A 13,183-nucleotide genomic window follows, 5' to 3' on the forward strand; every position below is an offset into this window, starting at 1 on the left:
TCAGTGCTACGGCCGATGACCAGTCGGCTCACTCAGTACTGCGCCGAGGGAGCCGAAAGTGTCACACCCTGCGCGGAAAAAGTTTCGCGACTTCTGAAAGTGCCAGGTCACAAGGGTGTGGACGATCAAGATCGCTCAGGGGGCGGGGGTGGGGGCCGGCCGAGGCGCGGTGGTGGAGGAGGACCGGCCGTGGCCGTGCGGGATGTGCGGCGGAGTATGCGGCGGGATGTGCCCGGGGGCGTGCGGTGGCACGGGCGCCGGGGTGCCCGCGCCGCGATGCCGGACGCGCACCTTGCCGAAGGGGTCACCGCCGCCCTTGCCGCGGCCGTGGCCCATGCCGTGGCCTCTGCCGTGGCCCGTGCCGGGGTGGCTCTCGTCGTCGCCCTTTCCGTCACCGCCCCGGCCGTTGCCGCCCTGGCCGGGACCCCTGCCCCGGCCCTGGTCCGAGCCCTGGCCGCCGTGGTCGCGGCCCTTGCCCTGGCCGGGGTTGCCGACGAGGTGGTCGCCCGCGGCCAGCACGAACGTGCAGTACTGGGCGAGCCGGGCGGAGCCGCCCGCGAGGCTCTCCAGGACGCGGCGGCGGTCGGTGTTCAGCCCGCCGCCGGAGCGCAGGTCGCGGCAGGCGGTGACGGCGGCTTTCCAGCGGCCGGCGCCCGGGGAGGCGGAGGTGCCGGGGTGGGCGCTCGTATCCGTACGGCCGTCCGTCGCGCCGGCGTGGTCGGTGGCGTCGCCCGGCCCCGGGTCCGCGCCGCCGCCTCCGCCTCCGCCGCCGGGAGCGGTGAGGCCGCCGGACGCCTGCGGGGTGGCCGAGGCGGGCGGGCGGGCGGAGTTGTCCGTGGTGGCGGTGGCGGTGGCCGCGGGGCCCGGCTTCCGCACGTCGAACGGCGTGGGCAGCACTCCGCCGGCGGCCATGGCGACCCCGCCGAGGGTGCCGGCGGCCACCACGGCGGCCAGCGCGAGCCGCACCGGGCGGCCCCAGCGCGGGCGGCGGGCGGCGGCGCCGGTCCGGGTGGGGGCGGCGGTCCGGGCGGGGGCGGCGATGCGGACGAGCCCCGCGTCATGGCCGCGGGCGCCCGCGCCGTGTCCGGGGGTGCCGGTGCCGTGTCCGGGGGTGCCGGTGCCGGTCCGGTGGTCGGGAGCGGTCGCGGCGAGCGCGGCGGTGCGCTCGTCGGCGGCGGCCTCGCGGGCCTTGCGGAACGCGGCCAGGGCGCCCTGCTCACCGGGGAGTTCGAAGGCGGCCGGGGCGGCCTGCCCGGACAGGGCGCCGAGCACCCGGACGAGGCGTTCGGCCTGGTCACGGGCGGCGGGGTCGACGGCTTCCAGGGGCTCCCCGGCCAACAGGCGTTCCGCCGTCTCCGGGTTGAGCCACGTGTCCTGCTCGTCGGCCATCACATGTCCTTCTGCGTCCGCGCGCGCGTATGCGTCACAGTGGCGGACGTCACCGCGCGTCCACGCGGTTCTCGCTCGGGGTCCTGCTGGGTGGCTCGCCCCGATCCCGGCCGGGGTGTCTGCTCGGGGTCCCGCTGGGGTGGCAGCGCGTCGAGGACACCCGCCGTCTCCGCGTCGTCAGCGAGCAGTTCGGCGAGCCGTTTCAGGCCGCGGTGCGCGGCGGTGCGGACGGCGCCGGCGCGTTTGCCGAGGGTCTCGGCGGCGGTCTTGGCGTCGAGGCCGACGACCACGCGCAGGACGACCGCCTCGGCCTGGTCCTGCGGGAGCCGGGCGATGAGGGAGAGGGTGCTGCCGGTGGTGAGCGCCTCGATGGCCTCGCCGGCGGTGTCGGACTCGGCGGCGCGGCCGGTCAGTTCGGTCTCGTCGCCGCCGATCGCGGGGCGGCGGCCGCGCATCCGGATGTGGTCCAGGGCACGGTTGCGGGCGATCCGGGCGGCCCAGCCGCGGAACCGGTCGGCGTCACCGCTGAACCGGTCGAGGTCGCGGGCGATCTGCAGCCATGCCTCGGAGGCCACGTCCTCGGCGTCGGGATCGCCGACGAGCGTGCGCACGTACCCGAGCAGCCGTGGGTGCACCGCGCGGTACACCGCGCGGAACGCGCTCTCGTCACCGTCCTGTGCCGCACGCACCGCGGCGGTCAGCTCCGCGTCGTCCCCCAGCACCGCACTCCCTATACGCCTGTCTTCTGGTCGGCGCGAATGGCACGTTACGGCCTGAAACCTTGCTCCGTCCATGTCCGTAGAAGATGCAACTAACTCGTGACCGGGTGCGGGTATGCGCAGGGTGAGCACGGAACCCGCCCGAGGTGTGACAGAAAACGCACCCCCGACGCTGAAGAGAGTACGGGTCGCCCAGCGGCCCTCAGAGCGACGGTCGGGGCCTCTCCTGTGGGGGGTGGCGGCCCCGGCCGTTGCCCTAGGCGGCCCGCCCGACTCGTGACGCCCCTACAGAGCGCCGCTCGCGTGCAGGGCGCCGTTCTCGACGTCATCGACGTGCACGATGACGTCCGGAATATCCTTGAAATGCATGAGGGCCTTCACGGAGACCTTGTAACTCCGCCCCGCTCTTGCCGCGGGGAAGGGGAATTGTCCAACCCTGATAAGGCGATGTGCAGCAGATTCGGGAACCCCCATGACGGCTGCGGCCTCTCGGAGTCCGATGTATGAGGGGTAGAGATCGGACGTGTAGTAGTAAAGATGCGGTCCTGAAATCCGAGACCGAAGCAGCATCGACGTCGTCATCGTTTGTCGTACCGAACCGGAACGACGACCGGCACGAAGGTCGTCGTGAAATTCACGAACGACACCGAAGTGGCCCAGCAGCTGAAACAGTGCCCCGATTCGCTCCCCTCGGAGTTGTTCCGCGACATCCACGTCACGAATACCATTGATGTTGATGATCGACGACGCCTTGAGTACGGACTCCTGCGCGAACATTTCCGACTGGAAGAGCAATTCGATTTCATCGGACGACCACTCCGCCAATGCGCCATTCCCGCAGCGGAAGGCGACATCGAAGGCCGCTTTGACCATTTTGTCCCTGACGTGGCGCGGGGGAACACCGTGCTCGGTGTCCCTCCACACCTCCAGTGCGGCCAACACCATGGCAGACTGAACTTCTTCGAGCTCTACCCGAAAATCTCGGGAGATTCTCGCGGACACCCCCCGAAAACAGGGTACGATGCAGTCGAGAACTACCATCCGCCATGTGTCGTCGCCGTCCATGTCGGACAGCCTCCCCATCGCGATCAGGGATTCCCACAGACGGGAGCTCGCGGCCGACCTGATTCCCGCCGAGATCACCTCATCGCGAAACTTGGAGTAAGTCGGGTGCCGCTTGATATCACACTCCTTGATATCTCCCACATGTACGCAGATCGGGCCCTCCCCGAAAATCTCCCGAACCTTCCACTCAATGCGATCGAAGACATTCACCACGACTAACCCCCCTAAACCGTTTCCACCCCTTCGCAGCTGAGCATGGCGACCGGGAGAGATCCAAACACTTAACTGGAACTCGGATCATCCAATCGGGTGAAGAATGTTTGCGTTTAGGTGTTCCTGATTTCTCAACGCCCCCATCGACATCCCCCGATGCACTCGCATCACGGGTTTCTTTAATTCAAGATTTCGCCATCAATAACCCTGTGCCACCGGGAACTGGTCGGATTGCCGGGGTGGAGTTGGGTGCGCGTGGTCGCCCGCGCAGTCGGCGTGGTGATGGCTTCCGGATGTGTTGATCGCTGCCCTGGGCGGCGCCGCCCAGGGTGGGGGCAGGACGCCAGTCGTCGTGGAGACGTGCCGAGGCGGGCCCCAGGGCCTGCTCGTGGGTGCTGTGCGGGGCCACCCGGTCCAGCGCTCCTGGTCGAGCGCAATGGTGGGGGGGGCCGAGCGCGGCGGTGGCGCAGGTGGTCCAGGCCCTGACCGAAGTGTCACAGCGAATGCCCCGGTGGACGTATCGCAGCGAACGATCCGGTGGACGCGCCCCAGCGAACGACCCGTCAGGTGCCGTCGGGTGAAGACCCCGCCGCCCCCTCAAGCGCCCGTCGTCGCGTCCCGGCACAGCAGCCGCAGCGAGCCATGGCCGAGGAAGGAGCGGCGGGCCTCCTCGATCGGGTCCCAGAGCCGGCCGTCGGGAGTGCGTACCCAGTGTTCGCCGCCGGTCGCCCACCACTCGGCGCCGGTACGGCGGACGACCACCTCGCCCGCGTACGCGCCGAAGCCGCGCAGCACGCTGTCGACCGCGGCGAGGGGGACCCCCTCGCGCCGTATCTCCTCGATCACGCGGTCCACGCGCCACAGGCTCCGCACCGAGTAGTCGAGCCGCACCCGGGCGCCCTCGCGCATGGTGGCGACCGCGTCCGCCGCCCAGCGCACGGGCTTCGCGGCGGTGCGGGGCCTGGTCTCCTGCCCGGCCGACCTGTCGGGGGCGGTCGCGGCAGCGGTCGCATCGCCCGTCGCGTCGGCCGTCACATGGGCCGTCGCGCAGGCGTTCACATGGGCATTCACATAGGCGTTCACATAAGGAAGAGCGAGCGGGGCGGAGCTTTCGTCACCCTCCGAGGAGCCGTTTCGCCAACCGTCGCAGGACCGCCCCACGGCCGCCGCACGACCGTCACACCCCGCTCTCCGCGCTCCCCCGCGCCCGCCGCGAGACCACCGCGCGCAGCACCCGGCGCCCCTCGCCCGACACATCGAGCGCGCGCCGCAGGCCCTGCGCGCCGTGGCCTTCGAGGAGTTCGAGCACGGTGATCTGGCGGCGCAGCTCGGCGGCGACGAGCGGTGGCAGGTCCGCGGCCCCGGCGGGGTCCGGGGCGCCCCCGGCCGCGGGGTCGAGCAGCCAGTGGACGCGCAGGGAGACCTCGGAACAGGACTCGGCCCAGGGCCGTACGGCCTCGGCGGTGCGCTCGGCCGGGGCGGTGTCGAGCATGTGGGCGACGAGCCGCGCCGCCTCCCCCGCTCCCGCTCGCTCCCCCTCGCCGAGACCGAGCAGCGCGCCCCGCGCCTTGTCCAGGGGGGCGCCCCAGTCCGATCCGTCGGCGAGGCTCCCCCACAGCGGGCGCAGCAGTTCCTCGTCGCCGTCGAGCAGCGGCAGGCACCGATCCAAACAGGCCAACCCGCTTGCGGCGAGCCCCCGCTCGTCGGCCCGCGCGATCCGTTCCTCAAGGCTCATGAAGCCTCCCTGGTCTGGGCGCCGACCGGCACGGAGCCCGCACTTCCCCTTACTGCGTGCAACCGGGCGGAAGTGTCACAGCAGTCGGGTTTCAGCCAAAGGCGGGCATCACAGCGGGGGCCGCGAGGATCCTGGCGCGCTGCATCCGGGTCAGGTGGACGACGACCACGACGGCGAGGATCGCGGCCGCGGCGTCCAGCGCGTCGGAGAACAGCATCAGCCGCGCGGCGTCGGCGAGTTGGTCGGCGCCGTGGGCGGCGTCGTACTGCCGGGAGGCGGTCCGGCCCACGAGAAGGGTGAGGACCCACAGCGTCCACCAGGCGTTGACCGGGGTGGTCCGCACCCGGGTGCCCGGCGGGACGCTGGCCGTCCAGACGTCCACGACGACCCGGCGCGGCAGCCACAGATTGCCGATCGGCACGAACCAGCCCCCGATGGCCCAGCCGCGCTTCATGCGGTGCCCGTGCGGTTCGAACACCTCGGCGTTCACCCGCACCCGCCACAGCCAGCACAGGTAGACGGCGACCGTGGCCACCAGGGTGAACCCCTGGGTGACGCTCGCCGCGTTGTAGAGCGTGTCGGCGCGGTGGGCCCGGTGGACCAGGCTCGCGTCGACGCCGCCGTGGAGCAGGTCCTGGGCGACGCTCGCCTGCATCTGGTCCGCGAAGCAGGCGAACAGGTCGGCGGCGACGACCAGCCCCAGCAGGACGGCCGCGGCCAGGCCGAGCCCGGCGGGCGAGCGCGGCCGGGCGCCGGGCGGAGGCGCCAGGGGCGGCGCGGGCTGGGGCGGGACGGGCATGGGCGTGGCCACGGTGTGGATTCCCCCGGGGTGAGAAACGGCGACCGGCGGGCCGTGTACGACATGCACACGCCCGCCGGAAATATGAACACCGGAAGATACGTCCGAAGATCACCCCGCGTCCACAGGGTTCCCACAGCCTCGCCCGCTCCGGGCGCCCCGGCCCCGCCGTCACCGGCGCCCCTCGGCCCGGCCGGTCCACCAGGATCGATCCAGCCGGTCCGCCGGGGATCAGCCCAGCCGGTCCGCCAGGGACGTGAAGTCCGTCCAGGACAGCGCGGGCGTGCCCGGGTCCCACAGCTTCTGGACGGTGGCCCGCAGCGGCATCCGGATGCCGGCCGCGACCTGCTCCGGCGTCTGCGCGCCGGGGAGGTCGCCCCACACCGCGAAGACGCCGCCGAGGATCTGATCGTCGTACCGCGCCGGGACGGCGGTGGTGCCGCGCACCACCCGCGGGTTCCACTGCTCGTAGATCCGCCGGCCGGTCGGGTAGACGAAGGTCTGCGGCTGGCCGAGCACGTAGTAGAGGAACTCGTCGTTGTAGTTGACGAGTTCGCGGCCGGCGCTCAGATACTCCTGCGGCTGCCGGGCGCCGATCTCCTTGCCGGTCCAGTAGGCGACCTGGAGATCGTCCGCGGGCCGCACGGCGGTGGCGCTGCGGTAGAAGCCGTCGTTCCAGGCGCGCATGGTCCTGCCGTGGGCGCGGACGGTGGCGGCGCGGTCGTCCAGCCACTGGGTGGTGAGGTCGGCGACATTGCCGTTCGCGCCGAACTTCTGCCGGGCGGCCGCGGCCAGCTGCGGATAGGCGGTCTGGGGGTTGCGCGCCATCAGCGCCTGGTACTCGTCGCCGCCGAGGTTCCACCGGCCGCCGGTGAACAGCCCCGCGTACTCGTTCAGCAGGTCGTCGATCAGCTGGGCGGAGCCGGGCTCGGAGATGTCGATCGCGCCCTTGGTCACCACGCCGTTGCCGTTGCGCAGTTCGAGATCGGGATGGGCGGCGAGGACCGCGCCGAGGTGTCCGGGCGAGTCGATCTCCGGTACGACGGTGATGTGCCGGCTGTCCGCCAGCGCCACGATCCGTTTGACCTGCGCCTTGGTGAGATGGTCCGGGGAGACGATCTCCGGGTGGGTGCTGGACTCGATCCGGAAGGCCTGGTCGTCGGAGAAGTGCAGCCCCAGCTCGTTGTACTTCAGGTCCCCCAGCTCCCGTATCCGGTCCTCTATCCAGGACTCGGAGTACGGCTTGCGCGCGATGTCCAGCATGAAGCCGCGCACCGGCTTGGCCGGCTCGTCGCGCACGACGCCCTCCGGCGCCGTACCGCCCCCGTGCACCTCCTGCTTCAGGGTCCGGGTGCCGTAGAAGACCCCCGCCCGGCCCGGCCCGCTGATGTCGACCCGGCCGCCCCGGACGGTCATGGTGTACGACTCCTGGCCGCCGCCCCCGCCGCCGAGGGACAGCCGCAGGTCGCCCGCCCTGGTGTCGTTCTTCCGGCCCGCGTAGCTCATCCCCAGCTCGCCGGCTATCAGCCTGCCCTCGTCGGCGAGGCCCGCGTCGCCGATCACCACGCGGTCGCCCGGCCGCGGACGCCAGCCGGGCCCGCGCGCCGGGGTGTGGGAGCGGACCGCCGGGATCGTCCGCGGCGCCGTGGACATCGGGTACGACCGGGTGGGCGAGGGACTCGTCTCGGCGACGGTCGCCTGCCCGGCGGAGCCCTGGTCGCCGCCACCGCCCGAGGCGGCCCACACCCCGATCCCCGTACCGAGGGCCACGGTCCCCGCCACCGCGGCGGCCACCGCCGTCCGCTTCCGCTTCACCTGTTGCGCCGACGCATGGCGCCTGTGCTGGGTCACGCGCCCAACGTAAGGCTCCTCGCCGCTCGAACGGTCACCCGAGCGTTCGCAAACTCTCCCGTCCGGGTGAATTTCAGGCATCGGACGGACACAGAGTTACCACTCTCGATAACCTGACGACACACCTTTCACAGCACTCCCCTGCCACACACGATCTGTGACGCGAGGACCCACGCTGCCCGCCCACCAGCCCCCACATCTGCCCCGGCCCCTCGACGCCTTCAACGCGGCGTGTGCCACCGAGGTCCGGGCCCTCCTCCTGCGCTGCCTGCACAGCCCCCGCTGGTCCCATCGCGTCGCGGCCCACCGCCCCTACCCCGACCTGGACGCCCTCCTGGCCGCGGCGGACGAGGCGGCGTACGACCTGTCCCCCGCCGACATCTCCGAGGCCCTCTCCCACGAGTCCCTGCCGGAGCTGCCACAGGACACGTACTCGGCCGCGCACATGGCGCTGGACGCGGCACACGCGGCGTACGAGGCACGATTCGGACACGTGTTCGTCATCTATCTGGGGGACACGGCGCCGAGCGAGACCGCCGACCGCATCCTGGAAGCCATCCGGTCACGATCGGCGAACGATCCCGACGAGGAGCGCGCGACGGCCGCGGACGAACTCCGCCGCCTGGCAAGGGGCCGACTGGGCACGTGTCTGCGGGGCGCGGGGACCTGCGCGACCAGCCCGAACGCACCCGCACCCGGCCGATAACGGGACGGACCGCCCCCGGATCCGCCCCCCGCTAGCCCAACCGCGTGCCAGTTTGATCACACAGGTAGGCCCCCCGTAAGCCTCGCCCCGCCACACGGATACCATGCTGGGGGCCGGTGGACCGTACCCGGCCGGGCCCGACCGACAGTGAAGCCGGCGCGGCCCTAATCCCCGCTCCCGGAGGGTTCTTCCGTGCCGGCTGGAACGCTGTACCGCGGCCGGGAAGGAATGTGGTCCTGGGTGGCTCACCGAGTCACCGGCGTCCTCATTTTCTTCTTCCTGTTCGTTCACGTGCTCGACACCGCTCTCGTGCGTGTCTCCCCCGAGGCCTACGACAAGGTCGTGGCCACGTACAAGACGCCGATCGTCGCGCTGCTGGAATACGGCCTCGTCGCCGCAATCCTCTTCCACGCGCTCAACGGTCTGCGCGTCATCGCCGTCGACTTCTGGTCGAAGGGCCCGCGCTACCAGAAGCAGATGTTCTGGACCGTGATGGGTGTCTGGATCGTGCTCATGCTCGGCGCGATCTACCCCGTGCTCGGCCACGCCGCTCGTGTTCTGTTCGGGAGCTGACGCCGATGTCTACCACTGAGACCACCGCCTCCGGGGTCGGCCCCGTCGAGGGTGCCGCCGTCTACAACGTGGACAACCCGGCCCCGCTGATCGAGGCGCCGCGCAAGCGGACCAAGAAGACCCCGAAGTCCACCCGCGGCAACTTCGAGCTGGCGGCGTGGCTGTTCATGCGCCTGTCCGGCATCGTGCTGGTCGTCCTCGTCATCGGCCACCTGGTCATCCAGCTGGTCCTGGACGGCGGCGTCTCCAAGGTCGGCTTCGCCTTCGTCGCCGGCCGCTGGGCCTCCCCCTGGTGGCAGATCTGGGACCTGGCCATGCTGTGGCTCGCGATGCTGCACGGCGCCAACGGCCTGCGCACGGTCATCAACGACTACGCCGAGCGGGCCGCGTCCCGCATGTGGCTGAAGGCCCTGCTGTACACCGCCACGGTGTGGACCATCCTGCTGGGCACGCTGGTGATCTTCACCTTCGACCCGAACATCCGCTAGGCACGGGGCTGCGAGAATCATGAAGATCCACAAGTACGACACCGTCATCGTCGGCGCCGGTGGCGCGGGCATGCGTGCCGCCATCGAGGCGACGAAGCGCAGCCGCACCGCGGTCCTGACCAAGCTCTACCCCACCCGCTCCCACACGGGCGCCGCGCAGGGCGGTATGGCCGCCGCGCTCGCCAACGTGGAGGAGGACAACTGGGAGTGGCACACCTTCGACACGATCAAGGGCGGCGACTACCTGGTCGACCAGGACGCCGCCGAGATCCTGGCGAAGGAGGCCATCGACGCGGTCCTCGACCTGGAGAAGATGGGCCTGCCGTTCAACCGGACGCCCAAGGGTGAGATCGACCAGCGCCGCTTCGGCGGTCACTCCCGCAACCACGGCGAGGCCCCGGTCCGCCGTGCCTGCTACGCGGCCGACCGCACCGGTCACATGATCCTCCAGACGCTGTACCAGAACTGCGTCAAGGAGGGCGTGGAGTTCTTCAACGAGTTCTACGTCCTGGACCAGCTGATCACCGAGGTCGACGGCGTCAAGAAGTCCGCCGGTGTGGTGGCCTACGAGCTGGCGACCGGCGAGATCCACGTCTTCCAGGCGAAGTCGGTCATCTACGCGTCCGGCGGCACCGGCAAGTTCTTCAAGGTGACCTCCAACGCGCACACCCTCACCGGTGACGGCCAGGCCGCCTGCTACCGCCGGGGTCTGCCGCTGGAGGACATGGAGTTCTTCCAGTTCCACCCGACCGGCATCTGGCGCATGGGCATCCTGCTCACCGAGGGCGCCCGCGGCGAGGGCGGCATCCTGCGCAACAAGGACGGCGAGCGCTTCATGGAGAAGTACGCTCCCGTCATGAAGGACCTGGCGTCCCGTGACGTCGTGTCCCGCTCCATCTACACGGAGATCCGCGAGGGCCGCGGCTGCGGTCCCGAGGGCGACCACGTGTACCTGGACCTCACCCACCTGCCGCCGGAGCAGCTGGACGCCAAGCTCCCGGACATCACCGAGTTCGCGCGCACCTACCTCGGTATCGAGCCGTACACGGACCCGATCCCGATCCAGCCGACCGCGCACTACGCGATGGGCGGCATCCCGACCAACGTCGAGGGTGAGGTCCTGGCGGACAACACCACCGTCGTGCCGGGTCTGTACGCGGCCGGCGAGGTCGCCTGCGTGTCGGTGCACGGCGCCAACCGCCTGGGCACCAACTCGCTGCTCGACATCAACGTCTTCGGGCGCCGCGCGGGCATCGCCGCCGCCGAGTACTCCCACACGGCCGACTTCGTCGCGCTGCCGGAGAACCCGGAGTCCCTGGTCGTCGAGCAGATCGAGCGGCTGCGCAACTCCACCGGCAACGAGCGGGTGGCCACGCTGCGCCGCGAGCTGCAGGAGACCATGGACGCCAACGTCATGGTGTTCCGCACCGAGCAGACGATCAAGACGGCGGTCGAGAAGATCGCCGAGCTGCGCGAGCGCTACAAGAACGTGTCCATCCAGGACAAGGGCAAGCGGTTCAACACGGACCTGCTGGAGGCCATCGAGCTGGGCAACCTGCTCGACCTGGCCGAGGTCATGGCCACGTCGGCCCTGGCCCGCAAGGAGTCCCGCGGCGGTCACTACCGCGAGGACTACCCGAACCGCGACGACGTCAACTTCATGCGCCACACCATGGCGTACCGCGAGGTGGGCGACGACGGCACCGAGTCCATCCGTCTCGACTACAAGCCGGTCGTCCAGACCCGCTACCAGCCGATGGAGCGTAAGTACTGATGGCTACCCCTGTTCTGGACAAGGCGGACGCGGCCGGCCAGCCCGAGCCCGGCTTCGCCGACTCCCCCTACATCACGGTCACCTTCCGGATCCGCCGGTTCAACCCGGAGGTCTCCGGGGAGGCCGTCTGGGAAGACTTCCAGCTGGAGATCGACCCGAAGGAGCGTGTCCTCGACGGTCTCCACAAGATCAAGTGGGACATCGACGGCACCCTCACGTTCCGCCGCTCCTGCGCGCACGGCATCTGCGGCTCGGACGCCATGCGGATCAACGGCAAGAACCGCCTTGCCTGCAAGACGCTGATCAAGGACATCAACCCCGAGAAGCCGATCACGGTCGAGCCCATCAAGGGCCTGACGGTCCTCAAGGACCTGGTCGTGGACATGGAGCCGTTCTTCCAGGCGTACCGGGACGTGATGCCGTTCCTGATCACCAAGGAGACGAACGAGCCGACGCGCGAGCGTCTGCAGTCCGCCGAGGACCGGGCGCGCTTCGACGACACCACCAAGTGCATCCTGTGCGCCGCGTGCACGTCGTCCTGCCCGGTGTTCTGGAACGACGGCCAGTACTTCGGCCCGGCCGCGATCGTCAACGCCCACCGCTTCATCTTCGACTCGCGTGACGAGGCCGGGGAGCAGCGTCTGGAGGTGCTGAACGACCGTGACGGCGTGTGGCGCTGCCGTACGACCTTCAACTGCACCGACGCGTGCCCGCGTGGCATCGAGGTCACCAAGGCGATCCAGGAAGTCAAGCGGGCGCTGATCACCCGCCGCTACTGACGCCACGCCTGGCACAATACGAGGGCCGTTCCCCCCGTTCGGGGGAACGGCCCTCGTATCTTGTCCACGTCTTTCACGACTTACCGCGGGCACCAGCGTGACCGAGCAGAACCCGTACCAGAGCGGCGCCGGCGACTGGGGCCCCGGACATCCTCCCGGGCCGTCCGACACACCGCCGCCGGGGTACGGGTACCCGGGCGCGGGTGCGCCCGCGCAGGGGTACGGCCATCCGCAGCAGCCCCCGGGCACGCTGCCGATGGGCGGCGCTCCCCTGATCTCCATCGGTGACATCACGGTGATGGGCGATCAGATCATCACGCCGGCGGGGCAGCTGCCGCTACGCGGTGCGGTGTGGAACGCGACGGACATGTCGCGCACCGAGGAGAAGATACCGGCGCACGCGATCGTCCTCACGGTCGTGTTCGCCCTCCTCCGCCTGCTCGGGCTGCTCTTCCTGCTGATGAAGGAGAAGCGGAGCACGGGCTACATCCAGGTCACCGTGACCAGCGGGGGGCGGCACCACCAGACGATGGTGCCGGCGCTCGGTCCGGAGACGTTCCCGGCGGTCATGGGGCAGATCAACTACGCCCGCTCACTGAGCAGCATGTGACGCACGCGAGCCGACGGCCCGGCAATCACGGGATCCCGGCGGCCCGCGCTCTAATCTGACGACATGTCAGGCGAAGAGTCGTACGAACTGCTCGGGTTCGACAACGTACTGCTTCCCGTCGGGGACCTCGCGGAGGCCGTCGGGTTCTACGAGCGGGCCGGGTTCGGGGTGGGGTTCCGGTTCGACGAGGCCGGGATCGCGCTGCTCACGGCGGGCAAGGAGACGCCGGGTGTCCTGCTGCGGGTGGAGGAGGCGCTGGGCCATCGCAGTCCACCGTGGCCCTCGCCGCGGCTGTGGCTGGAGGTGCCGGACGCGCGGGCGGCGGCGCGGCGGCTCTCCGCCGTGGGCATCGAGCCGGTGGACGAGGTGTTCCAGACGGCGACCGGCTGGACGGTGGAGATCGCGGACCCCTGGGGCAATGTGCTCGGTCTGACGGACTACACCCGGCGCCCGGAACTGGGGCGCCGAGGCTGAGCCGAGCG

14 protein-coding genes are annotated in these 13,183 nt (G+C 70.6%); 7 read left to right on the top strand and 7 right to left on the bottom strand.

Going from position 1 to position 13,183, the window contains the following annotated elements:
• Positions 1–135 precede the first annotated feature (135 nt).
• The 7 genes from QHG49_RS13890 to QHG49_RS13920 all read right to left on the bottom strand — a co-directional run bounded on the left by QHG49_RS13890 (position 136) and on the right by QHG49_RS13920 (position 7,852).
• Positions 136–1,389: a hypothetical protein gene (locus QHG49_RS13890; RefSeq protein ID WP_301489946.1), complete on the bottom strand. Its 1,254-nt coding sequence runs from the start codon at positions 1,387–1,389 to the stop codon at positions 136–138.
• Positions 1,389–2,111, bottom strand: a complete 723-nt coding sequence (locus tag QHG49_RS13895; protein ID WP_145483101.1) for an RNA polymerase sigma factor — start codon at positions 2,109–2,111, stop codon at positions 1,389–1,391. The genes QHG49_RS13890 and QHG49_RS13895 overlap by 1 nt, the downstream gene beginning before the upstream one ends.
• A 282-nt stretch (positions 2,112–2,393) precedes the next feature.
• Positions 2,394–3,386: a hypothetical protein gene (locus tag QHG49_RS13900; protein ID WP_301489949.1), complete on the bottom strand. Its 993-nt coding sequence runs from the start codon at positions 3,384–3,386 to the stop codon at positions 2,394–2,396.
• Positions 3,387–3,983: 597 nt separating this feature from the next.
• On the bottom strand, positions 3,984–4,325 hold the full coding sequence (locus QHG49_RS13905; RefSeq protein ID WP_145484086.1) for a hypothetical protein: 342 nt from the start codon (positions 4,323–4,325) through the stop codon (positions 3,984–3,986).
• Positions 4,326–4,563: 238 nt separating this feature from the next.
• On the bottom strand, positions 4,564–5,121 hold the full coding sequence (locus tag QHG49_RS13910; protein WP_301489951.1) for a hypothetical protein: 558 nt from the start codon (positions 5,119–5,121) through the stop codon (positions 4,564–4,566).
• Between the two features lie 91 nt (positions 5,122–5,212).
• Complete coding sequence (locus QHG49_RS13915) at positions 5,213–5,932, bottom strand: DUF4328 domain-containing protein (protein ID WP_301489953.1); 720 nt, start codon at positions 5,930–5,932, stop codon at positions 5,213–5,215.
• 219 nt (positions 5,933–6,151) lie between these two features.
• On the bottom strand, positions 6,152–7,852 hold the full coding sequence (locus tag QHG49_RS13920) for a glycoside hydrolase family 20 protein (protein WP_370530462.1): 1,701 nt from the start codon (positions 7,850–7,852) through the stop codon (positions 6,152–6,154).
• 76 nt (positions 7,853–7,928) lie between these two features.
• On the opposite strand from QHG49_RS13920, the gene QHG49_RS13925 reads away from it, so the two are divergent.
• The 7 genes from QHG49_RS13925 to QHG49_RS13955 all read left to right on the top strand — a co-directional run bounded on the left by QHG49_RS13925 (position 7,929) and on the right by QHG49_RS13955 (position 13,175).
• Complete coding sequence (locus QHG49_RS13925; protein WP_159704346.1) at positions 7,929–8,477, top strand: 2-oxo-4-hydroxy-4-carboxy-5-ureidoimidazoline decarboxylase; 549 nt, start codon at positions 7,929–7,931, stop codon at positions 8,475–8,477.
• 192 nt (positions 8,478–8,669) lie between these two features.
• Positions 8,670–9,050, top strand: coding sequence for a succinate dehydrogenase, cytochrome b556 subunit (gene sdhC, locus QHG49_RS13930; RefSeq protein ID WP_145483083.1), 381 nt, complete (start codon positions 8,670–8,672; stop codon positions 9,048–9,050).
• A 5-nt stretch (positions 9,051–9,055) separates the two neighbouring features.
• A complete protein-coding gene (locus QHG49_RS13935; RefSeq protein WP_037656035.1) occupies positions 9,056–9,538 on the top strand; it encodes a succinate dehydrogenase hydrophobic membrane anchor subunit in 483 nt (160 codons plus the stop codon).
• A gap of 19 nt (positions 9,539–9,557) precedes the next feature.
• Positions 9,558–11,312: a succinate dehydrogenase flavoprotein subunit gene (gene sdhA / locus QHG49_RS13940; protein WP_145483081.1), complete on the top strand. Its 1,755-nt coding sequence runs from the start codon at positions 9,558–9,560 to the stop codon at positions 11,310–11,312.
• On the top strand, positions 11,312–12,091 hold the full coding sequence (locus tag QHG49_RS13945; protein ID WP_145483078.1) for a succinate dehydrogenase iron-sulfur subunit: 780 nt from the start codon (positions 11,312–11,314) through the stop codon (positions 12,089–12,091). The genes sdhA and QHG49_RS13945 overlap by 1 nt, the downstream gene beginning before the upstream one ends.
• A gap of 97 nt (positions 12,092–12,188) precedes the next feature.
• Positions 12,189–12,701 (top strand): hypothetical protein, encoded by a 513-nt coding sequence (locus QHG49_RS13950; protein ID WP_301489957.1) that lies wholly within the window; start codon positions 12,189–12,191, stop codon positions 12,699–12,701.
• Between the two features lie 63 nt (positions 12,702–12,764).
• Complete coding sequence (locus QHG49_RS13955) at positions 12,765–13,175, top strand: VOC family protein (RefSeq protein ID WP_145483073.1); 411 nt, start codon at positions 12,765–12,767, stop codon at positions 13,173–13,175.
• Positions 13,176–13,183 lie beyond the last annotated feature (8 nt).

The organism is Streptomyces sp. WP-1 (assembly GCF_030450125.1).
GTDB lineage: Bacteria > Actinomycetota > Actinomycetes > Streptomycetales > Streptomycetaceae > Streptomyces > Streptomyces incarnatus.